The sequence below is a fragment of the Bradyrhizobium brasilense genome, from assembly GCF_029714345.1.
Lineage (GTDB): Bacteria > Pseudomonadota > Alphaproteobacteria > Rhizobiales > Xanthobacteraceae > Bradyrhizobium > Bradyrhizobium australafricanum.
In genome coordinates this window covers 5927807-5948814 of the sequence record NZ_CP121669.1, presented here as the reverse complement: position 1 = coordinate 5948814, position 21008 = coordinate 5927807, and the positions used below count along the sequence as shown (strand labels likewise).

21 protein-coding genes are annotated in these 21008 nt (G+C 65.1%); 13 read left to right on the top strand and 8 right to left on the bottom strand.

What is annotated here, in order from left to right; genetic code table 11:
• Nucleotides 1–400: 400 nt before the first annotated feature.
• On the top strand, nt 401–775 hold the full coding sequence (locus QA635_RS27935; RefSeq protein ID WP_018270679.1) for a helix-turn-helix domain-containing protein: 375 nt from the start codon (nt 401–403) through the stop codon (nt 773–775).
• Between the two features lie 13 nt (nt 776–788).
• On the opposite strand, the gene QA635_RS27930 is transcribed toward QA635_RS27935, so the two are convergent.
• Nucleotides 789–1094, bottom strand: coding sequence for a hypothetical protein (locus QA635_RS27930; RefSeq protein ID WP_016841787.1), 306 nt, complete (start codon nt 1092–1094; stop codon nt 789–791).
• Nucleotides 1095–1213: 119 nt separating this feature from the next.
• On the opposite strand from QA635_RS27930, the gene QA635_RS27925 reads away from it, so the two are divergent.
• Nucleotides 1214–2626, top strand: coding sequence for an undecaprenyl-phosphate glucose phosphotransferase (locus QA635_RS27925; RefSeq protein WP_283062655.1), 1413 nt, complete (start codon nt 1214–1216; stop codon nt 2624–2626).
• Between the two features lie 29 nt (nt 2627–2655).
• Here QA635_RS27925 and QA635_RS27920 read toward each other — a convergent pair whose 3' ends face one another.
• From QA635_RS27920 to QA635_RS27900, 5 genes are all read right to left on the bottom strand, one after another.
• A complete protein-coding gene (locus QA635_RS27920) occupies nt 2656–3240 on the bottom strand; it encodes a hypothetical protein (RefSeq protein ID WP_283062653.1) in 585 nt (194 codons plus the stop codon).
• Nucleotides 3241–3256: 16 nt separating this feature from the next.
• Nucleotides 3257–4033 carry a metallophosphoesterase family protein gene (locus QA635_RS27915; protein WP_082654012.1) on the bottom strand — a complete coding sequence of 259 codons (777 nt, stop codon included), beginning with the start codon at nt 4031–4033 and terminating at the stop codon, nt 3257–3259.
• Nucleotides 4034–4040: 7 nt separating this feature from the next.
• Complete coding sequence (locus QA635_RS27910) at nt 4041–5324, bottom strand: hypothetical protein (protein ID WP_283062652.1); 1284 nt, start codon at nt 5322–5324, stop codon at nt 4041–4043.
• A gap of 109 nt (nt 5325–5433) precedes the next feature.
• Nucleotides 5434–5718, bottom strand: coding sequence for a hypothetical protein (locus QA635_RS27905; protein WP_283062651.1), 285 nt, complete (start codon nt 5716–5718; stop codon nt 5434–5436).
• A gap of 105 nt (nt 5719–5823) precedes the next feature.
• Nucleotides 5824–6132 carry a hypothetical protein gene (locus QA635_RS27900; protein WP_283062650.1) on the bottom strand — a complete coding sequence of 103 codons (309 nt, stop codon included), beginning with the start codon at nt 6130–6132 and terminating at the stop codon, nt 5824–5826.
• A gap of 225 nt (nt 6133–6357) precedes the next feature.
• Between QA635_RS27900 and QA635_RS27895 the strand changes: the two genes are divergently transcribed.
• From QA635_RS27895 to QA635_RS27845, 11 genes are all read left to right on the top strand, one after another.
• The gene (locus QA635_RS27895; RefSeq protein ID WP_283062649.1) at nt 6358–7542 is read left to right on the top strand and encodes a polysaccharide biosynthesis/export family protein; all 1185 of its coding nucleotides are present in this window, start codon (nt 6358–6360) and stop codon (nt 7540–7542) included.
• 76 nt (nt 7543–7618) lie between these two features.
• Nucleotides 7619–9088, top strand: a complete 1470-nt coding sequence (locus QA635_RS27890) for an O-antigen ligase family protein (RefSeq protein WP_283062648.1) — start codon at nt 7619–7621, stop codon at nt 9086–9088.
• A gap of 58 nt (nt 9089–9146) precedes the next feature.
• On the top strand, nt 9147–9812 hold the full coding sequence (locus QA635_RS27885; protein ID WP_253609510.1) for a hypothetical protein: 666 nt from the start codon (nt 9147–9149) through the stop codon (nt 9810–9812).
• 129 nt (nt 9813–9941) lie between these two features.
• Nucleotides 9942–12215: a polysaccharide biosynthesis tyrosine autokinase gene (locus QA635_RS27880; protein ID WP_283062647.1), complete on the top strand. Its 2274-nt coding sequence runs from the start codon at nt 9942–9944 to the stop codon at nt 12213–12215.
• 13 nt (nt 12216–12228) lie between these two features.
• Nucleotides 12229–13041 (top strand): hypothetical protein, encoded by an 813-nt coding sequence (locus QA635_RS27875; RefSeq protein ID WP_283062646.1) that lies wholly within the window; start codon nt 12229–12231, stop codon nt 13039–13041.
• Nucleotides 13038–13796, top strand: coding sequence for a class I SAM-dependent methyltransferase (locus QA635_RS27870; RefSeq protein WP_283062644.1), 759 nt, complete (start codon nt 13038–13040; stop codon nt 13794–13796). Before QA635_RS27875 ends, QA635_RS27870 begins: the two co-directional genes overlap by 4 nt.
• A gap of 3 nt (nt 13797–13799) precedes the next feature.
• Nucleotides 13800–14915 (top strand): glycosyltransferase family 4 protein, encoded by a 1116-nt coding sequence (locus QA635_RS27865; protein ID WP_283062642.1) that lies wholly within the window; start codon nt 13800–13802, stop codon nt 14913–14915.
• Nucleotides 14912–16204 carry an O-antigen ligase family protein gene (locus QA635_RS27860; protein WP_283062640.1) on the top strand — a complete coding sequence of 431 codons (1293 nt, stop codon included), beginning with the start codon at nt 14912–14914 and terminating at the stop codon, nt 16202–16204. The genes QA635_RS27865 and QA635_RS27860 overlap by 4 nt, the downstream gene beginning before the upstream one ends.
• On the top strand, nt 16201–17520 hold the full coding sequence (locus QA635_RS27855) for an MATE family efflux transporter (protein WP_283062638.1): 1320 nt from the start codon (nt 16201–16203) through the stop codon (nt 17518–17520). The genes QA635_RS27860 and QA635_RS27855 overlap by 4 nt, the downstream gene beginning before the upstream one ends.
• On the top strand, nt 17517–18143 hold the full coding sequence (locus QA635_RS27850; RefSeq protein ID WP_283062636.1) for a class I SAM-dependent methyltransferase: 627 nt from the start codon (nt 17517–17519) through the stop codon (nt 18141–18143). The genes QA635_RS27855 and QA635_RS27850 overlap by 4 nt, the downstream gene beginning before the upstream one ends.
• Before the next feature lie 85 nt (nt 18144–18228).
• Nucleotides 18229–18900, top strand: coding sequence for a class I SAM-dependent methyltransferase (locus QA635_RS27845; protein WP_283062635.1), 672 nt, complete (start codon nt 18229–18231; stop codon nt 18898–18900).
• Nucleotides 18901–18921: 21 nt separating this feature from the next.
• On the opposite strand, the gene QA635_RS27840 is transcribed toward QA635_RS27845, so the two are convergent.
• Both QA635_RS27840 and QA635_RS27835 read right to left on the bottom strand, forming a co-directional pair.
• Entirely contained in the window at nt 18922–19641 is a 720-nt protein-coding gene (locus tag QA635_RS27840; RefSeq protein WP_283062633.1) for a class I SAM-dependent methyltransferase, read from the bottom strand.
• 8 nt (nt 19642–19649) lie between these two features.
• Nucleotides 19650–20960: a nucleotide sugar dehydrogenase gene (locus QA635_RS27835; protein WP_283062631.1), complete on the bottom strand. Its 1311-nt coding sequence runs from the start codon at nt 20958–20960 to the stop codon at nt 19650–19652.
• Nucleotides 20961–21008: the final 48 nt, after the last annotated feature.

Genomic DNA, 21008 nt, shown 5'->3' with positions numbered 1-21008 from the left:
TTAATTTGTTAGAAATTTGTGAAAGTTGCGCTTGACCGGTGGGGCGATTATCGCGGCGAGGCATGGCGCACTCACAATCTGTCGAGAGACCGATTGAATATTCTCACTTGCTTCCCGTTAGAGAATGCAAACAGTGCGCCAGTTATCCCGATCAAACTCTCATACACAGAAAGTCGTATAACTTTTTTTATCGGGCCCTTTCAGCGGGGGAATATTCCCCGTATATTCCGCTCAATACCTTGCAGCTTCGGCGTTTCTTCGCACTATGTGTTGCTGCCGACCGGCAAGTTCGAGGCTCCCGAAAGGCCCCCGGGAAACCCTCAATTTGAATTTCCTGTTGCATTTACATAGCTTATAGGCCATGCGATGATTGCTAATCTAGGGGGCAATGAGATGACCAATGAGGCGTCATTCTACTGAGGAGATCAGTTCCAAGGTCAAACAGGCCGAGGAACTCATGGCGCGGGGGCAGTCCCAGGCCCAAGCGTGCAAGGTGCTGGGCGTTAGCGTGATGACATTTCATCGCTGGCGCAAGCAGGAGGCCGCACGTGGCCACCAGGCGAATGGTACTGTTACCGAATTCGCCGCTCGCACCGATGATAGAGATGGGATCCCCCCTGTCCATAACCGTATTGATGAATTACGGCTGGAAAATGAACGGCTGCGCCGGATCGTGACCGACTTGCTGCTCGAGAAAATGAAGATCGAGGAAAAGCTTGCGCTCAGGTCCGGTGGCGGGAGCGGCTTGCCCCGCCGTGGTGAAGCCCAAAGCTGACGTAAGCTATCCGTTAGTGGATGCGTGAAGGCCTGGGAGCCAGCAGCAGCTGGTCGCTCAGATGTGCCTTCTCCGACCTTGCGCGCAGCTCTTCGAAGATCGGACGCAGTCTGGCCTGTGCAAGGTCCAGACCCCTGACGATGTCCTGATTCGGCATGTCGGCCGGGAAGCGGGCCGCGCGCAGCTTTGTCTCGATCGCCTTGACCAGCACCTCGACGTCGTCGCGGTGCTGGCCCGCGACGAGCTCGGCGCCCATCAGGCGGATGAGATGGAGGAGGGCCACCAGCGCGGCCTCGGTTTCGCCAGCCGATGAACTCATGCGCGCTCTCTATCCGATATCCGCAGCAGGTCTTGCGAGCTCACGACCCGCCTGATAATACACATATGAATTGTTAACACGAATGTTAATTCCCGATGACCGACCTTTCGGACGCTCGATTGGCGAAGGTACCGGTTAACTTCGGCGCCTTCTCGTTCGCTTCCCTCGAGGCGTTTGCCGTCGCGTTCGAGATGATAATCGTCGTGCTGTCCAGCATCGTCGGCGGCGCGGCGTATCACCTCTTTTACTACCACACGGTTTATAGCAACAGCTTCGAGGGTTTTCTAGGGATCGGGGTCCTCGCCGCCATCCTTCACATGTTCGTGGCGAAGTCGCAGGGCCTTTACAATGCGCAGGTGCTGGCCGGTCTCGACCGGCGCTGGAGCAGCCTGCTCGGCGGATGGCTGCTGGTCGTTCTGCTGATGACCCTGATCATCTTCCTTTTGAAGGTGGGTTCCGGCGTCTCGCGCGGGTCGGTGCTGTCATTTGGCCTGATCGGCGGCCTCGGGCTGGTCGGCGGACGGATGCTGCTGCAGGCGCCGCTGCAACGCGCGATCGACCGCGGCATGCTGGCCACGCGCCGCGCGGTCGTGGTCGGGATGGCGGACGAATTGTCCCGGGTGCGGCAAGCGAGCCTGCTGCGCGATTTCGGCCTCAGCGAGGTGCGACGGGTCCAGCTCTCCGGATCGTCCGACGACACCGGCGACCGGGCCGCCGTCGCGTCGGCCATTCTTGCAGCCCGCGAGTGCGGCGCCGACGAGATCATCCTGGCCATGCCCTGGCAGCAGGAGCCGCGCATCCAGTTCGTGTGCGATCAGCTGCGGGCATCGCCGCTGCCGGTGCGGCTGCTGCCGGACCGGACCGCGGAGCGGTTCCTGGCGCTGCGGATGGTGGCGACCGGTCCGATCCCGACGCTGGAAATGCAGCGCTCGCCGCTTACTTCGCTCGAGCGCGCCGGCAAGCGGCTGTTCGACATCGTGGCGTCCAGCGGCCTCCTGGTGCTGTTCGCGCCGCTGCTGATCGGAACGGCGATTGCGATCAAGCTCGACTCCAGGGGGCCGGTCCTGTTCCGGCAGCGCCGCAACGGCTTCGACGGCAAGCAATTCACCATTCTCAAATTCCGCTCGATGCACGTGCTCGAGGATGGCGATATCATCACGCAGGCCCGCCCGAACGATCCGCGGCTGACCGGGATCGGCGCGACCCTGCGCCGCCGCAGCATCGACGAACTGCCGCAGCTGGTGAACGTATTGCGCGGCGACATGTCGCTGGTTGGGCCGCGGCCGCACGCGCTGGCGCATGACGACAAATATTCGAAGCTGATCGCGAGCTATGCAGAGCGCCAGCACGTCAAGCCCGGCATCACCGGTCTCGCGCAGGTGCAAGGGCTGCGCGGCGCGACGCCGGCGATCGAGGACATGCAGCTGCGGGTGGCGCATGACCTTATCTACATCAAGAGCTGGAGCTTCGTGCTCGACCTGCGCATCCTGCTGCGCACGGTCGGCGCGGTGTTGCGTCACAAGGGTATCTGACGGCTGGGCATCTGGGCGCCAGGCGCGCGTTACTGCGGAATGCTCTGGTTGGCGTCCTTGAACTCCGCCTCGATGATGCGCCGGTTGGCGTCGCCAGCCACGCGATAGGCCTGCCCGATCGCGCCCTTCAGTTCCGGCGCCCGCGTGAGGATCAGGCGGATCTGCCGCTGCAACAGGTCGACCAATTCGACATCGCGCGTGGTGTCGACTTGCGCCAGGAGGATCAGGCGCGGCGCGATCAGATCGCTGCGGTTGAAGCCGGTATAGTAGGACATCTTGAGCGCCTTCGACGCGGTCGGGTTCAGCCAGTCGAACCGTCCGGTTGCCGAGGCGAGGCCGAACCAGGCGCCGGCGTCCATCGGCGCGAGGCGAAGCGCGCGCGTGAACGCGGCTTCGGCCGCCTCCGGTGACGTCTGCAATTGGCTCCAGCCGTCGCGCAGCCACAGCTCGCCTCTGACCATGCCGACCTCTGCGGCGATCGCCGGTTTGGCGCGCAATGCATCGGCGGCAAGCCACCAGGTCGACAAGGCCAGCGTCGCCGCGCCGATCGCAGCGGCGGCCGGCACGAAGGCCGGCGAGAGACGCCTCGCATTCCGGCCGATCGAGTCAGCCATCGTGTTAGCCATCGTATTAGCCATGGCGCGCGGCCCGGTTGCCGGTCATCAGCAGGGTTCGCCTTGCTCCCTCGAGCTTGACGCAGGTCAGGCGGCCGGTCGCATAGGCGCCGGTGTCGACATTGATGCGGTTGCGCAGCAGCTCGGCCTCATGCACCGGCGTATGGCCGTGGACCACGACCTTGCCGAAATCATCTTCCGAGATCAGGAAGTCGTCGCGGATCCAGAGCAGATCTTCCTTGCGCTGCTGGTTGAGCGCGACGCCGGGCCTGACGCCGGCATGGACGAAGAAGTAGCGTTTGTGCACATAACAGAGCGGCAGCGAGCGCAGGAAGGCGAGATGGGCCGGCGGCATCTGGCGGATCAATTGCCGGGCGAGCGCCCTGCGTTCGGAAGCGTCGGGATTGGGCGAGGGCGTCAGGCCGTAGGACATCAGCGTTTGCAAGCCGCCAAACTGCCGCCATTGCGCGAGCATGTCGGGATTGACGAGAAATTCCAGCAGGCAGGCCTCGTGATTGCCGAGCAGGCAGACCATGCTGCGGGTGCGGCGGCGTTGTTCGAGCATGGCGATGACATCGCGCGAATCCGGTCCGCGATCGATATAGTCGCCGAGGAACACCTGGATCGGTCGCGCCGGCCGGAACCGACGGATGTCGGCATCGATGCGGGCGCAGATCTCGTGCAGCAGGTCGGCATGACCGTGGATATCACCGACGGCGTAGATGCAGGTCTCGTCGCCCTCATGTTCGAGATCGCCGGTCTGGCCGACAAGACGCTGGAGGAAGCTGCGCATCTGGCGTCTAGCCCGCCTGCAACCGTGAACGGCTGATCCGCTGTGCCAGTCCTGTTCCGATCACGGCTCCCAACACGATCACTCCGGGCAGCGCCGGCAATTCCGGCAAGGTGAAGCCAGCAAGCAGCAGCGTCAGCAGGACGGCTGCCGCCGATGCAGGGTAGGACCAGTCGCGGCCGCGATTGCGCGCACCGGCCGTGAACGCTGCGATGCCGACGATGATAGCCGCGACTAGAGTCCAGAACATGGCGGAACCGAACTGGGCGATCAAGGCCGCCGCGCTGGTCGCAACCACGGGCCGCGTGGTGGCGCCCTGCCAGTCCATATAGGTCGACGCCAGCGTTGCCGTGGTGCCGGCGCCGCTGCCGAGCGCGGGCAGGTCGGCGAGCAGATTGTGGGTTGATTGCACGAACTCGGACGGTGCATGAACAAAGGCGACCGCGAGCGGCACGTCGGGATGACGGTTGCCGATCGCCGTCGCCAGGGCGATCAGCGCGATCGCTGCCGCGGCGGCAGCGCTGCTCCAGCGGTGCAGATGAAGCTTCCGCGCGGCGAAGGTCATCAGGACGAGGGCGATGCCCGCGGCGATCGCGATCGCGGCGCCGCGCCGCCCAACCCAGCAGGCGCTGACGGCGCAGAACAGCGCGCCGGCGGCGAGCAGCCAGCGCAGCCGTGTCAATTGGGCTGCGGTGCGGCCATCGGCGTGTCCACCGACGTCGAGCGCGCGCGCAACACCGAGCGGAACGCCAACGAGAACGACGACCAGGAATCCGTTTGCCGTCTCATCGCGCGCAGCGCCAGGCCAGACTTTGACCGGATCGCTTGACAGCAGCAGGATCAGGGCTGTGACGGCCGCCGTTGCTGCAATGGTGCGGGCCACCATATCGGCACGGCGGGCGTCGATCGCGATCGCGGCGGCGGTGATGATGACCGACATGAGTGACAGCCAGATCAGCAGCGCGCCGAGGCTTGCACCGGTGTCGATCGTGATGCTGCCGCTGAGCTGTGCTCCCAGCGTTTCGCCGGCGAACTTCCACACCGGATGCGCCAGGGCTGCCAGTGGAAGCATCTGCAGGACGATCCAGAGCATCGGCAGAAGCGCCGCCGCAACAGCGGGACCGGCGACCGACTTCAGGAACGACAGCTCACCTGGACGGATCGCCAGCAGGCTTGCGACTAGTCCGAGCGACGTCGCCGCGCCGACGAGACCCGTCGCGAGCGATGCGTCGATGAGACCGAGCGGAATCGACGCCCCGATCAAGATGCAGATAAAGGCCGTGACGTTCCACACGAGAGGGGGAGGTCCTGCAGAGGATGAGACGCAAGGCAGCGGGATGCCCCGGGCTTGCCGCGAGGTCAACGGAAATCGGCTACGCCAAAGGGGGCAGTGTTATGCCCTGCTATTGCGAACGGCGCAGGGCGAGACGTGGCGTCGAGGTGCGAGACCAGAACAGCGGCGCGAAGGTGCTCGCCAGATATCCGACTTGCAGCGCTACCATCGCAGCGATCATGAGCAGCGCGGTTTCCGGCCACGACAAGCGCGCGACTCCGATGGCGGCCAGCAGCGCGAGTTCCACGAGCGCCGCCGGTGCCAGCACCAGACAGTGCTGGCGCAGCCCGAGAACGGTGCCGCCGATCAAATTGCCAAGGAAAACAAATAACATAACCAAACCCTGCGCCCGCATGGTATCGGGCCGGGCCTAAGCCGGAGTTAACCCGCACGTCGCAAAAGCCGCCGGCGCGGTGCCGGCCGACCTCGATGGCCTGTGGTTTTGTTAGTCGATTAATATTCAGAACGGGCGCAGATCGCCGTAACTATAGGCCGCCCAATAATCGCGGCCGCCATACGGTCCATAGGCGCCATAGAGCGGCGCGCAGGAGTAGCGATCGGGACAGCCGTGCCAGCAAACCCGTTTCCACTGGCAGACGTCGCCACGACAATATTGCAGCCGCTGACAATTGCCGCTGACCCGTTGCACGGCGCGCGGGGTAGGGGAAACGCTTAGTTCTGCGGCGAAAACCCCGGAGCCGCCGAGGGCGCCTATCAGCGGCAAGGCGACCATTCCCAACGCGATCGCGGGTAGCTTCCTGCGGGCCATCGAACCCTCAATTGGTTAACTCAAACCATCTCGTTCACAGATAACGGGGAGATTGGACGAAAGCAAAGCCCGAGTGACGGCACGCGGGGCTTTGTCTCACGGCGGTGCGCCGGTGTCGCCGAATTGCCTCACCTCGCTAACATTATTTATCAATTGCATCGCAATATATCGCGGAAACTTGTGATTGTGATGGTTGACGTGTTACGGCACGGCCGGAGTATTTGAATGTCGCGTGCGAATTTCATTCGGGTGATGTTATTGCTTGCGGCCGCCTGTTGGGTCAGCGGTTGCCATTACATGCCGACCAACGGCCCGACGAGCTCCGATGTCGTGGCCGGGCAGCGCGATCCCGAAAGCCTGCCCTATGCGATGGTCAAGATCACACCGCAGATCGAGAACGTGCTGGCGTCATTCGCGCCGCAACTCGCCGGCGGCATTCAGGGCCCGCCGCCGAAGGACATCCGCTTCGGCATCGGCGACGTCGTCAGCGTCACGATCTTCGAGGCCGCCGCCGGCGGTCTGTTCATTCCGGTCGAGGCCGGCGTGCGTCCCGGCAACTACATCACGCTGCCGAACCAGAATGTCGATACCGACGGCAACATCTCGGTGCCTTATGCCGGCGCGATCCGCGCCAAGAACCGCACACCGACCGAAGTGCAGCGCTCGATCGTCGATGCGCTGAAGAACCGCGCGATCGAGCCGCAGGCCGTGGTCGCCCTGATCGAGCAGCGCACCTCGCTGATCTCCGTGCTCGGCGAGGTCAATTCGCCGAACCGCTTCCCCGCCAATGCCGCGGGTGAGCACGTGCTCGACGCCATCACGCGCGCCGGCGGCCCGAAAGGGCAGGGCTTTGACACATGGGTCATGCTCGAGCGCGACGGCAAACGTACCACGGTGCCGTTCGGCCAGCTGGTCTACGAGCCCAAGAGCAATATCTACGCCCATCCCGGCGACACCATTTATGTCTACCGCGAGCCGCAGACCTTCGTCGCCTTCGGCGCCTCGGGCGCGCAGGGCCAGTTCAATTTCGAGGCCTGGCGCATCTCGCTCGCCGAAGCCGTCGCCAAGGCGGGCGGCCTGAACGACTCCTTGGCCGATCCGGCCTCGGTGTTCGTCTATCGCGGCGAACTGCCGGAGGTGGCCGCCAAGCTTGGTGTCGACGTCAGCAAATATTCAGGGCCGATCATCCCGGTCGTCTACAACATCAATTTCCGCGATCCGGCCGGCTATTTCCTGGCTACGCGTTTCCAGTTGCGCAACAAGGACGTGCTCTATGCGTCGAACGCGGCCTCCGTCGAGGACGCCAAGGTGATGCAGCAGATCCGCCTCGTGACCGCAACGGCGAACGATCCGATCGTGGCCGCCTACAACGCAACCTTACTTCGTAATTCGATCAAGCTTGCGCCCTGATACTGGGGCGTGAGCCGGCACGGCCGGCTTCATGGCACGCTTAAGATTACCTTCCGGCTCAAGCGAGGCGACGGCGTTGCCGTGGCCGGTGCGCTGGTCATCGTGGCTGTTCTGCGCCGTCGTCGCTTTGGCGCCGCTGCCGCTCGGCTCGGTCGGTGCAGTTGCTCCCGCGATCTGGTCGATCCTGCTCGGGATTGCACTGCTCGGAGTATTGCCGATGCGCCTGCGCGGCAGTCAGCTCGCGATCCTCGCCGTGACAGTGCTGCTGACGGCGCTTGCCATGCTGGTGCTGCACGAACAGTCGGCGCTCCACCCCTGGTCGGGTGTGGCGCCGAACGCGTTGTGGGCGGAGGCCGGCAGATTGCTGCCTGCCGGGCTGCCGCCGGCGGTGTCGATCGCGCGCGGTCAGCCGTTCTATTCGATCGGCGTCGGAATCGTTTGCCTGCTCAGCTTCGCCATCGGCGTCGTGCTCGGTGCCAACCGCAGACTGGCGCGCGGGTTGTTGCGGGTGGTGGCCGCGGCGGGCCTGGTCTATGCGATCTGCGGCATCATCACTTTCGCGATCGATCCCACCCGGATTTACCTGGTGCACGAGAAGCAGGCGCAACTGGCGTGGCTGACATCTCCCTTCGTCAATCGCAACACGGCCGGCATCTACTACGGTTGCTGTGCGTTGATCTGGCTGTTGTTCGGCTGCGAGCTGATCGAGCGGCATTGGCCGCCGCGCCGTGGCGGCCTGTCACAGCTGCTCGTGCGCCTCGATATGCCGGCGCGGCGCCGGCTCGCCGGCCATGCGTTCGGCTGGCTCACTTGCCTGCTGGCGATGTTTCTGACCGGCTCGCGCGGCGGCGTCGGGGTCTCGTTGCTCGCGGCGGTCGCGGCTGTCGCGATCTTTTTTCGCAACCGGGTGCCGCGCCGCTACGGCATGATCGTGGCGCTCGGCGTCGGCTGCCTGGTCGCGCTGGCACTGCTGCAGCTTCTCGGCGGCGGCGTCGGCGCACGCTTCAGCACGATGGGCCTGTCCGATGAGGGACGGTTCTCGACCTATCGCGCAACGTTGCGGATGATCTGGGATCACCCGTGGCTCGGCGATGGTTTCGGGACCTTCGAATGGGTCTATCCGGCCTATCGCACCGACGACATCTCGCTGCGCGGGACCTGGAACCGGGCGCACAACAGCTGGCTCGAACTGGCGTCCGACGGCGGAATGTTAATGGCCGGCGCCGCCATGATCGCGCTGCTCGCGGCGTTCGTCGTGCTCGCGCATGGCGTGCGGACCCGTCGCCGCGACGTGATCGTGCCGCTCGCGGCGCTCTGCGCGTCGGTCGCCGGCGCACTCCATTCGATGATCGATTTCTCGCTCCAGATCACCGGCTATGCCGTTGTTATCGCGGCCTTGCTCGGGGCAGGCCTGTCGCAATCCTTCCGCTCCGGCCGGGGCGCCGGCGGTGGCGGCTCCGACCGTGACGCCAGTGTTACGGTCGGGCTGCCGGTTAACGCTGATTTCGCGCGCCACGGCCCGGCCGCGGCCGGCGAGGCTATTTAATTGGCGCGATAACTCTGACTATGCTAACGAACTGTTAGTATTCGTTAGGGAGATAGCTGTGTTCACATTTGAGAGATCCGGCGGCTTTTCCGCCCCGCGCCTGGCGACGTTGGTGGTGATGTTGGTGCTCGCGACACCCGGTGGCGCGGCGCTGGCGGAGACACCTGGCGGGCTGATCCAGCTGTCCCAGGCGGTCACCAATTTCAAGGCCAATCCCGAGCAGCTGCTGACCCAGTATCCGAATGCAGGCGTGGAGTTGACCTCGCGGGCGCGCGATTTCGCCCTCAACGATCCGACATCGCTCGATCCGCTGATTGCGTTGCTCGCCAAGGCAAGCAAGGACCAGAAGACGGCGATCGCCGCCGGCCTCGCCCAGGCCGCGCGCATCGTGGTGCGCAGCAACCAGCCCTACGCGACGCGCATCCAGCAGGCGATTGCCGACACCAAGGATCTCGACACCGTGATGGCGTTTGCTGCTGCATCGGGTGACAGCGGCACCGCGGCGACCGGCGCCGGCGGCGCGGGCAGCGCCGGCGCATCCGGCGGCCAGACCAGCGCGCTGGGCGCCAGCGGCGCCGGCGGCGGCACGCTCGAAGCCATCGACGGCAACAGCGTGAACACCGGCATCTTCAGCTTCACCTCGTCGGTCAGCAGTTCGGGCAGCACGACGACCGGTACGGCCACGGGCACCGGCACCACACTCATTTCAACAGTTACCCCCTGAGCGGACGTCCGATCGCCAATGGAGAACTTTCTGCAGCAACGCGCTTCGGTGTCGGCGGCGGGACGCTTCCCAGGATCATTGGAGGGCGCGAGGGCAGGATCTATCCTGCCGGCGCGGCGATAGGACGAGATGCTTCAGCGCAACCAGATTTCGCCGTCTGTCGATCTGAGAAATCGTCCGGCTGAATTGCCGTCGCTGGCGGAAACCTTCGACGCCTTCGTCACCTATCTGCTCCGGCAATACTGGGTCATCCTCGGGACCGCCGCGCTCTGCCTGTTCGGCGGCATCTGCTACCTAGCGACGGCGGCGCCGAGCTATACGGCGCTTGCCACGATGATCATCGACACGCGCAAATTCCAGGCCTTCCAGCAGCAATCGCCGGTGAGCGAGGCCCCGGTCGATTCCGCCGCGGTCGAGAGCCAGGTCGAAATCCTGAAATCGGAGAATGTGGCGCTCGCGGTGATCCGCGACCTCAAGCTCAACGAGGATCCGGAATTCGTCGGCTCCAGGGCCGGCGCGGTAGGAGCCGTGCTCGATTTCGTGTCCGGCCTGCTCGCCGGCGGGGCGCCGCCCACCGAATTCGACCGGACCCGGCGCGCGGTCCGCACGTTCCAGAAGCAGCTCGACGTCCGCCGCCGCGGCATGACCTATGTGATCGAGGTCAGCTTCCGCTCGCTCGATCCCGAGCGCGCGGCGCAGATCGCCAACGCCGTCGCCGACGCCTATATCGTCGATCAGCTCGATTCCAAATATCAGGCGACGCGCCGCGCCAGTGTCTGGCTGCAGGACCGCATCCAGGAGCTGCGCACGCAGGCATCCAACGCCGAGCGCGCGGTGCTCGACTACAAGAAGACCAACAACATCGTCACCTCCAGCGGCAAGCTGCTCAACGAGCAGCAGCTCGGCGAGCTCAACACCCAGCTGCTCCAGGTGAAGTCGCAGGTCACCGACGCCAAGGCCAAGCTCGACCGCATCGAGGCGGTGGTGAAGGGAGGCGTCCCCGATGCGACGGTGGCCGATACCCTGAACAACCAGGTCATCACCAAGCTGCGCTCGCAATATCTCGAGCTTGCCAACCGCGAGGCCGACTGGTCGTCGCGCTACGGCTACAATCATTTGGCCGCCGTCAACCTGCGCAACCAGATGCGCGAGATCCAGTCGTCGATCATCGATGAACTGAAGCGGCTCGCCGAAAGCTACAAGAGCGACTATGCGATCGCCCTGCAGCGCCAGAACGAGATCGAGCGCGCCGTGAACGACTCGGTGTCGCAGTCGCAGTCGACCAACCAGGCGCAGGTCACGCTGCGCGAGCTCGAGAGCTCGGCGCAGACCTATCGCTCGCTCTACGACAATTTCCTGCAGCGCTACATGGAAAACGTGCAGCAGCAGTCGTTCCCGGTCAGCGAGGCGCGGGTGATCACCCGTGCCTCGCGTCCGCTCAGCAAGAGCCATCCGCAGACCTTGGTTGTGCTCGCGCTCTCGGCGCTCGGCGGCCTGATCGCCGGGCTCGGGCTCGGCGTGTTGCGCGACCTCTATGACCGGGTGTTCCGCACCGCTGAAATGGTCGAGACGATCCTCGAAGCCGACTGCGTCGCCATCGTTCCCCGCGTCTCGCCGGGCCAGATCAAGGCGCCGGTCGCCGGTCGTCCCAATCTGCCGATCGGTCCGCGCACGATCCGGCGCGGCGACGAGCCGATGCTGTGGGCGGCGATCGATTCGCCATTCTCGCGATTTTCGGAAGCGATCCGCTCGATCAAGGTCAATGCCGACCTCAACGTCACCAAGCCGTCGAAGATCCTCGGGCTGACCTCGGCGCTGCCCAACGAGGGCAAGTCGACGCTGGCCTTCGTATTTGCGCAACTTGTTGCCCAGAGCGGGGCCCGCGTGCTCCTGATCGATTGCGATCTGCGCAATCCCTCGCTCAGCCGCAAGGTCGCCGCGACTGCCGAGCGCGGCATCCTCGACGTGCTGTCGAACAATGCGACATTGCAGGACACGCTATGGCGCGATCCCGAGACCGGCCTCGCCTTCCTGCCTGGCGCCACGCGATCGCGCATCGCCCATTCGCACGACGTGCTGGCCTCCGACCAGATGAGGGATTTCATCGACGGGGCCCGCAGCCATTATGACTACGTGATCGTCGATTTCCCGCCGCTCACGCCGGTGGTCGATGTCCGCATCACCGCCCACTTCGTCGATTCCTTCGTCTTCATCGTGGAATGGGGCAAGACCCAGGTGCAGGTGGTCGAGCGCGCGCTGCGCAGTGCGCGAGCGGTCAACGAGAACCTGCTCGGCGTCGTGCTCAATAAGGCCGATATTGCCGCGATGAGCCGCTATAGCGGCTATGGCGGCAAGAACTACTATTACAACTCGCACTACGGGCGATATGGCTACACCGAGTGAGACGCACGGCGGGATGCCCGGGCGCGCAGCCGCCTGGCTTGCGCGCGGCTTCCTTGCCGCGGTCGCGTGCTCGTCCGTCGCCTGGGGCGCGACCACTTTGCCGGACTTTATCGACCAGACCCGACTCGACGGCGCAAAGGACCTGATCCTTCGCAACGTACCGGTCAGCGACGCCGAGCTCGACAACCTCGGTCCGCTGCTGTCGCGCGCCGTGGCGGAGAAGGATTGCATGCCGGCCATCGATCGCAGCGCGGCGGTGATCCGGCTGCGGCGCGCCGAGAACGCGCTCGCATCCGGCGCGCAGGTCGACGCACGGATGGGCGAGCTTGACGAAGCCGTCCGCAAATCGCTCGGCTGCGCGCCGGCCGATCCCTATCTCTGGCTCGTGCTGTTCTGGCTTCGCAATATACGGCAGGGCTTGAGCGACGCCAACTTTGACCTGCTGCGGATGTCGTACCGGCTCGGACCCAATGAGGGCTGGATCGTGGTCAAGCGCAGCGCGATGGCGCTCGCAATGTTCGACGCGCTGCCGCCTGACCTTTCGTCCGACGTGGTTGCCGAGTTCGCGCGTCTCGTGAAGACCGAACTGTACACCGAGGCAATCGATCTCCTGAAGGGACCGGGCTGGGCGCACCGCGACACGCTGCTGGCCGGCCTTGCAGCTGTTCCGCAACGGAACGTCGATATCCTGACCCGCACCATGGCTGACATTGGATACGATCTCGACCGCCGCTCGCCGGCGGAGCGGCCCAATTGGGAGCGCAAATCGAACGACCGCCTCGACGAGCCTGCCCGAATGCCGCCGGAGGCGAGCGCCAGGCCATGACGATGGAATTTTGCATCGGACAGCACAACGCGCATTATGAGGGCGTCTATTCGGCGGAGGAGCGCGACTGGCGCCGCGTCTGCGCGGTCGACAAGGCCGATCATATCGCCGGCTTGCTCGGCGCAGCCGCCGCGAAGGTCGGCAATGTGCTCGAGGTCGGCTGCGGGACCGGCGCCGTGCTGGCGCGGTTGTCGGCGATCGGCGTCGGCCGCGACTTCACCGGCATCGACGTGATCGATCCCGCGACCAATCTGGAGATCGACGGCGCCGCTTCAGCCCCATTTCGCTGGTCCAGCTATGACGGCGCGACGATCCCGTTCGCCGATGGATCGTTCGACCTCGTCTATGCCAGCCACGTCCTGGAGCACGTGCCCGAACCGCGCGCATTCCTGCACGAGCTCGCCCGGGTCGCTCGGACCTTCGTCTATGTCGAGGTGCCGTGCGAGCTGCACGCGCGGACCAATCGCCGGGCGTTGCAATCGACGCTCGACATCGGCCATATCAATTTCTACACGCCCGACACGTTCCGCCTGGTGCTGGAGACCGCAGGGCTCCACGTCACTGGCTTCGGCACCTATGACCACAGCCTGCCGGTTCACGCCTTCCACTCGTCGCGGGTGAGGGGGCTTGCCAAAAGCATTGTGCGGAAGTCGCTGTTGTCGGTCGGTCCGGCGTTCGCGACCCGGCTTGCGACCTACCATTGCGGGGCGCTCTGCCGGCGTGACGAGGCGCTGGCGCTGCCGCGGGATCGGTAAGCCATGGCGCCGCGCGTGGTCGTCTTCAACAACATGATCACACCGTACACCAACCGTCTCTACAACGAGCTGGCCAGCCGCGGGTTGGATCTCGCCGTGCTGTCCTGTACACCGCAGGAGGCCGATCGCTCCTGGGCCGGCTCGTTTACGCCGCGCTACATCACGCGCACGGTGCCGGGTGTATCGATCCCGCTGTCGCGGTCGCGTCACACCCATGTCAATATCGGGGTCGGGCGCGCCTTGAATGCGCTCGCGCCCGACCTGCTGTTCGTGAACGGTCTTTATCCCTCGATGTTGGCGGGCGCGGCATGGGCGCGCGCCAACGGCAAGGCGCTCGCGCTGACGATCGACGGCTGGCGCGAGACGATGCCCGACACCGCCTATCACCGTCTGGCGCGACCCTGGCTGCTGCGCCAGTGCGGCGCAGTGGTGTGTTGCAGCGACAAGGGTAGGGCGTATTTCCGCGGCGAGGGTGTTCGCGCCGACGACCTGTTCGTGGTGCCGTTGGTGCCGGCATGGGATCCGCCGGCGGTTGTGCCGGCATTCCACGACCGTCCATTTCATCTGCTCTGGTGCGCGCGCCTCAATGACGACGCCAAGAACGCGATCTTCTTCGAGAACGTCGCGATCGCGCTTGGCCGGATCGTGCCCGGGCTGAAGGTGCGCGTGGTCGGGTCGGGCGCCGCCGAACGGCGCATGCTGGCGCGGCTCGGCGGTGCCGGCATCGATGTCAGCCACGACCGCTACCTGCCATGGCAGGCGATATCGGACGTCTTTCTGCAGTCGCGGTTGCTGCTGCTGCCCTCATTGCTGGAACCATGGGGCCTGGTGTGCAACGAGGCCCTGCAGTGCGGGGTTCCCTGCCTGGTGTCGCCCCATGTCGGGGCAGGCGGCGAGTTGGTCCGTGATCAGGGTAACGGCTATGTTTGCGCGCTCGATGAACAGGTTTGGGTCGACGCGGCGCGCAGCTTGCTCGAACATCCCGCGCGCTGGGAGGCGATGTCGCGGCAGGCCCGGCAGAGCGTGCGACGCGACGCGCTTGCCGACGCCGCTGCGCGTTTCATCGCCGCGGTCGATCATCTCTTGAGGGCGCCGGCCCGGCAGGAGGCCGTGCAATGATCGGCAGATGGTGGCTGCGAACCGATGTCTTCCTGCACGCCTATCTGGTGATGGTGCTCGGCTGCATCTATTTCCTGTTCAATTTCATTGAGGGCATCTCGTTCGCGGAAAGGGCCGGGGAATCCACGCTGTTCCGCGGCGCATGGCTGCTGCTCTACATCCTCTTGATGCTGCACATTGCGATCGATCGGAATCGCTTCGGCCTGCTGATGCTGCAGTCGCATCTCTATCTGATGTTCATCGCCTTCGCCCTGGTATCACTGGCGCTGAGCACGGACCCCGCCGGCTCGTCGATCAAGTTCGCGATGTATCTGTTGACCACGATGTTCTCGGCATGGGTCGTGATCAGCTGCCCGGTCGATCGTCTCGTCGATACGCTGTTCCGGATCGGGATCGTGGTGCTGATCGTTCACGTCCTGCTCTTTCCGGTGATCGGCTCGCAATGGGATTACGACCCGCTGCACCGGCCGACGGTGCTCGGAACCCAGGCCTATGCCGGCGTGTTCGGTCACAAGAACCTCGCGGGCGCTTTCTTCGGTCTCATGGTGCTGATCTGCTTCGTGCGCATGCTGGCAGGACCGCGACGCCAGTTCGGCTGGACGCTGCTGCTGATGGGATGTCATCTTTTTGCGCTCGCCGCGGCCGGCGCCGCAGGTCCGCTGATCAGCATGTTGACGGCGCTTGCCGTGACCTTCGGGCTTGTGCTCGTGGTGCTCGGGCACAGGGGGGCTGCCTCGATCTACTGGCTTGGCCTCGCTCTTGTTGCGCTTGTCGTGTTCGTGCTGCCGAGCGACGAGTTGTACGGGCTGGTCGGCCGCAGCGGAAACCTGACCGGCCGCTCGTTCCTCTGGTCGGTCTGGCCACACTTCTTCTGGCAGCACCCCTGGCTCGGCTACGGGTTTTCGGGATTCTTCAACGAACTGCCGAATTCGCCGGTGAACGAGCTGACGAGCATGGCGCCGTGGAATACAGAGTTCGGCTCGTTCGAGAACTCCTATCTCGACGCCTTTCTCCAGTTCGGCCTGCTCGGCGGTGCGCTCTATATGCTGCTGCTGGCGCGCGCGTTGTGGAACAGCATCGTCTTCGCGTTCGAGCGGAAAGGGATGTACTGTATGGCGCCGTTCGCGATGCTGCTGTTCGTCGTGATCGCGTCGGCCAATGACTCCAGCCAGCTGCTGCACAACTATTTCGGCTGCGTGCTGGTGTTCTGGTGCTATTTCGGCCCGGAGGCCAGGCTGCAAATGGTGCCGCGGCGGACATTCAACAGATTGCGGGTGAGTGAGGCGTGAGTGCGTTGACCGACAGGCTGGACCGGGTGGCGGCCCAGACCGGGGTCGCCGGCGCCGTGAGCGGATTGCTCCGCCGGCTGCGGCGTGCCGGGGGCAATGTCGCGCTCGGCCTGATCGATCAGGCGCTGCTGAGCGGCTCGGCCTTCGTGCTGACGATCGTGCTCGCCAATGTGCTCGATATCAATTCGTTCGGCAGGTTCAGCGTCGCCTGGTCGCTCTCGATCCTGATCGAGGCGGTGTTTTTGCGCGGCCTGTTCGACGACGGGCTGCCGGCGACTGCGCACCGCATCCCGAAATCGATATGGCCGCAGCTGCGGCTCGGCCTCTATCTGTCGTCGTTGCTCGTCTCGGGTGCGCTCGGCCTGCTGCTGGTGGGTGCGGGCCTTGTGATCGCAGCTGTCGGCGGGGACGCCGGCGGGCTCGTGATCGCAACGGGGCTCGCGATCCCGGCGGTTCGCCTGCAGAGCATGTTCCGCCGGATTTGCTATCTCGACGGTAGACTGCCGCGCGCGCTGGCGTCCTCGCTGACCTATTGCGTGGCGCTGGTCGTCTCGGCCGGCTTGATGATCGCCCTCAAGCTCACCGGCGCTGCCGCGGCGATGGCGTGCATCGCGATCTCGGCCGCGCTCGCCGGCAGCCTGCTGCTGGCTCACACCAGCGAGCTGGCCTGGCCGCAAGCCAGAATCTTTCGCGGCTCGCTGCGGCGGTTGTTTCGGAACGGTCGCTGGTTCGTCGCGACCTCGCTCACCTACTGGATCGGCAGCATCGGGCTGATCCCGGTCTGCGGCTTCCTGATCGGGCTGGACGCGAGCGCGTCGCTGCGGATCCTGCTCTTGGTGTTCGCACCGCTCAGCCAGTTCTGCGCGACGATGTTCTCGGTTCGGCTGCCGGAAATCGCGGCCGAACTGCGCGCCGGCCGGCGCAGCGCGGTCGCCGCTGCCGCGCGCGAAAATGCCCTGTTGCTCGGTTCGATCGCCGCCGCCTATGGCGCGACGGTCGTGCTGCTCGGCCAGCGCATTCTGGCGCTTGTCATCCACGGACGAAGCTACGAGATCGGCACCGGCAGCCTCGCCTTGATGGGAGCTGCGATGGCGCTCGACGCGGTGTGGCTCGGCCTCGCGCTGCCGCTGTTTGCGACCGGCAAGCCGCAGCGATTCATGCTGAGCCGGATTGCCGGCCTCGTCGCGCTGTGCTGCGTCCTGCCGTTCGCAGCCGAGGCCTGGCAGGTGATGGGCGCGGTTGCGGCGATGGTGGCCTCCAGCGCGGCGTCGGTGATCACGGTTGTGCTGACCAATTCGGCGCGGGAGCGGACATGACCGACAACGCGCGCGGCGGCTCGCTCGAAAAGCTGCATATCGGCGCCTTCAATTGCGGCATCGACGGCTGGATCAATACCGACATCACGATGCACCTGTGGATCGCGCGGGTGCCGTTCGCGGCGAAAGCGCTGCATCTCGCCGGCATGCTGAGCGATGCCCGCTATGCCGAGCATCGCCAGGGCAGGTTTGCCGGGCTCCGCCACATGAACCTGACCAGGCCGCTGCCGTTCGCGGATCGCAGCCTCTCGGCGGTATTCAGCGCGCATGTCTTCGAGCACCTGTTTCCCGACGAGGTCGAGCGGCTGGCGCGCGAGATCGCGCGGGTGCTGGCGCCGGGCGGGGTGTGCCGGATCGTCGTCCCCGACATGGAGCGGATCGTCGCGCTCTATGATCCGGCGGCGCCGCAGGCTTTCCTCAAGGGCGTGTTCGAGATCGATGGCCGCAAGGAGGCCGCCTTCGCGCATCACTGGGGCTTTACCCGCGCCTCGCTCGCTGCGCTGTTCCGCAACGCCGGCTGTTCGGAAACCTACATCCGTGCCTATCGCGAGGGCGTCTGTCCCGATATCGACCGGCTCGACAACCGGCCGGACGAGTCGATCTTCTTCGAGGCCATCAAGTGAGCGCGATAGGCAAATCCGCGGACCGTTGCGTGAAGGATCGCGCATGCCGTGCTAGACCGGACCGACCGGTAGCAGGAGACTGACCTTGCTGGGTGCGATTCAAGCCCGATTTTCCAATGCAGCGCGCCAGCGGCGCGGCGAATTCCTCGTTCGCACCGTGAACCTGCCGCTCGATGCGAAAATCCTCGATCTCGGCGGCGGCACCGGCCGCCACATTCGCGCAATCCTGCCGCGCCATACCGACATCACGGTCTGCGACATCTCGGCCGACGATCTCAAGGCCGCGCGCGAGCGCTTCGGCTTCAAGACGGTGCTGCTGCGGGAGACCGAGCGCCTGCCGTTCGACGATCGGGCCTTCGACTTCTGCTTCTGCTCGTCGGTAATCGAGCATGTCACCGGGCCGAAGCAGGATGTCGTCACGATCGAGGACGGAGCGGCGTTTCAGAGCATCGCGCGCGAGCATCAGAACCGTTTTGCGGGCGAGATCTCGCGAGTCGCGAAGTCCTTCTACGTGCAGACGCCGTACCGGCACTTTCCGATCGAAAGCCATACCTGGCTGCCGGGCATCATCGTCCTGCTGCCGAGGCGGCTGCAGATCGCGCTGATCAGTATATTCAATCGCTTCTGGTTCAAGCGCACCGCGCCCGATTGGCATCTGTTCGACTGGCGCGAGATGACGGAAACCTTTCCCGACGCCAAGATCTATCGCGAACGCTATCTCGGCATGACAAAATCGCTGATGGCGATCAAGGCCTGAGGTAGCTATCCGCCTGCCACGTCAGTCGTCGCGCCGAGCCAGGACGTTGATTAGCGTGCCGACCGTCGCCTGGCGATCGAGCACCGGCGGGAGCGGGGAGCCGGCAAAGCTGCTCCCCAGCATCGTGAGGCCGTGTTGTCGCAGCAGATCCTGCATGGCCGCCGGCGAGGTGTCGAATTTGGAGAACGCGAGATAGCGGAACAGCGGCCGCGCCGATACGCGCGAAGAGGCCGCATGCGCGAGCTTGTAGCTTCGGCGCAGCAGCGATCCGCGGTTGGGGATGGAGAGCAGCAAAAGCCCGCGAGGCCTGAGCAGGCGATGCATCTCGGCGAGGCACTGCGCCGCGTCGGGAACATATTCCAACACGCTCGCGCACAGCGCGCCGTCGAAGGATCGATCGGGAAACGGCAGGCTTGCGATGGTCGGGATCTGCTGAAATGTCAGCCGCGCGGCGAGCGCGCCGCCGGCGCGGCGGCCGTGTGCCGCCGCAATCATCTCCGATGATGCGTCGACGCCGGTGACGTCGCAACCGCGTGCGGCGAGCAGGCGGGACAGCGTTCCGGTGCCGCAACCGGCGTCGAGCCAGTGCTGCCCATTGAGGTCCGCGTTCCCGAGCAGGCCGAACATCGCGGCCGTCCGCGCCTTGAAGGTGCGGCTCTGATGCAGCGTCTCCCATCCCGACGAAATCTCGTCGTGAAAGCGGATTTCGGGTCGTTCGCGGGTCTGGCCCATGGTGGCCATGATGTTCCCTACCAGTGAAAGCCGCTCACTTTGGCGCGCACCTGCTCGGGCAATCCGATCTCCGACAGTTCGAGCACGACCTGGCCGGGGCGGGTCGCCGTCAGCGCCGCAACGAAGCGCGGATCCGCCGTCGTCAGCACAATAATGTCGGCCCACTCGATGGTTGCCGTCACGTCGTCGTTCAACAAGCCGACCAGCTCCGGATTGCGCATCAGGAAATCCCGGTTGGCGCCGATCAGTTGCGAGAGCTGCACATTGGGGTCGTAGATCCGGATGTCGCGCCGCTCGCCGCGCAGGCTCTTCACCAGCCTCACGAAGGGACTGTCGCGGACGTCGTCGGTGCCGGCCTTGAAGCTGATGCCGAGGAACGCGATGCGGCGGCCCTCATGCGACAGGATCCAGTCGGCGCCGCGCGACATGATCATGTCATTGCTCGGCAGGATGCTCTCGAGCACCGGCGTCGACAGTCCGCGGCTGTGCGCAAGGTGTTTCAGCGCCTTGACGTCCTTGGGCAGGCAGGAGCCGCCGAAGGCAAAGCCCGGCCGTAAATAAGCCGGCGAGATGTTGAGCCTTGTGTCCTGCATGAAGATGTTCATGACGTCGCGCCCGTCGATGCCGAGCGTCTTCGCGATCGTGCCGATCTCGTTGGCAAAGCTGACCTTGAGCGCATGCCAGCTGTTGTCGACATACTTGACCAGCTCCGCGGTCTCGACCGGCGGCGTGATCTTGGCGCCCGGCAGGTCCTTGTAGAGCGCCATGACGCGGACGGCGGTTTCCTGATTGAAAGCGCCGACCACGGTCTTGGACGGCGCGTTGAAATCCGCAATCGCGCTGCCCTCGCGCAGGAACTCCGGATTGAACGCAAGGTCGAAATCGCGTCCGATCCTGTTGCCGGAGGCTTCCTCGATCAGCGGCCCGACGGTGCCGCGGGTGGTGCCAGGCAGCACGGTGGAGCGGATCGTCACGGTGTGCGGCGCGTTCTTGGCGCGCAGTCCGCGGCCGATCTCGATCGCGACCTGTCGGATCGCGGTCAGGTCGAGGTTGCCGTTGCCGGACGAGGGCGTGCCGACGCAGACCATCGATATGTCGCTGTTGACGATCGCTTCGGTGGCGTCGGTGGTCGCGGTCAGCTGACCGGTTGCCACCGCGCGCGCCACCTTGTCCGAGATGCCCGGCTCGACGACCGGCGATCTGCCTCCGCGGATCAGGTCGACCTTCGCAACGCTCTTGTCGACGCCGATGATCTGGTGGCCGAGCTCGGTGAAGCAGGCGGCGCACACCGTTCCGACATAGCCGAGGCCGAAAATGCTGACGTTCATGCTTCGACCTTCAACAATCCAGGACGTGCGCGTGGCCGCAGCCGCGTC

Coding starts and splice junctions, on each gene's coding strand:
- QA635_RS27935 (WP_018270679.1), top strand. CDS start 401: ATGAGGCGTCATTCTACTGAGGAGATCAGTTCCAAGGTCAAACAGGCC.
- QA635_RS27930 (WP_016841787.1), bottom strand. CDS start 1,094: ATGAGTTCATCGGCTGGCGAAACCGAGGCCGCGCTGGTGGCCCTCCTC.
- QA635_RS27920 (WP_283062653.1), bottom strand. CDS start 3,240: ATGGCTGACTCGATCGGCCGGAATGCGAGGCGTCTCTCGCCGGCCTTC.
- QA635_RS27915 (WP_082654012.1), bottom strand. CDS start 4,033: ATGCGCAGCTTCCTCCAGCGTCTTGTCGGCCAGACCGGCGATCTCGAA.
- QA635_RS27905 (WP_283062651.1), bottom strand. CDS start 5,718: ATGCGGGCGCAGGGTTTGGTTATGTTATTTGTTTTCCTTGGCAATTTG.
- QA635_RS27900 (WP_283062650.1), bottom strand. CDS start 6,132: ATGGCCCGCAGGAAGCTACCCGCGATCGCGTTGGGAATGGTCGCCTTG.
- QA635_RS27895 (WP_283062649.1), top strand. CDS start 6,358: ATGTCGCGTGCGAATTTCATTCGGGTGATGTTATTGCTTGCGGCCGCC.
- QA635_RS27880 (WP_283062647.1), top strand. CDS start 9,942: ATGCTTCAGCGCAACCAGATTTCGCCGTCTGTCGATCTGAGAAATCGT.
- QA635_RS27875 (WP_283062646.1), top strand. CDS start 12,229: ATGCCCGGGCGCGCAGCCGCCTGGCTTGCGCGCGGCTTCCTTGCCGCG.
- QA635_RS27870 (WP_283062644.1), top strand. CDS start 13,038: ATGACGATGGAATTTTGCATCGGACAGCACAACGCGCATTATGAGGGC.
- QA635_RS27865 (WP_283062642.1), top strand. CDS start 13,800: ATGGCGCCGCGCGTGGTCGTCTTCAACAACATGATCACACCGTACACC.
- QA635_RS27860 (WP_283062640.1), top strand. CDS start 14,912: ATGATCGGCAGATGGTGGCTGCGAACCGATGTCTTCCTGCACGCCTAT.
- QA635_RS27850 (WP_283062636.1), top strand. CDS start 17,517: ATGACCGACAACGCGCGCGGCGGCTCGCTCGAAAAGCTGCATATCGGC.
- QA635_RS27840 (WP_283062633.1), bottom strand. CDS start 19,641: ATGGCCACCATGGGCCAGACCCGCGAACGACCCGAAATCCGCTTTCAC.
- QA635_RS27835 (WP_283062631.1), bottom strand. CDS start 20,960: ATGAACGTCAGCATTTTCGGCCTCGGCTATGTCGGAACGGTGTGCGCC.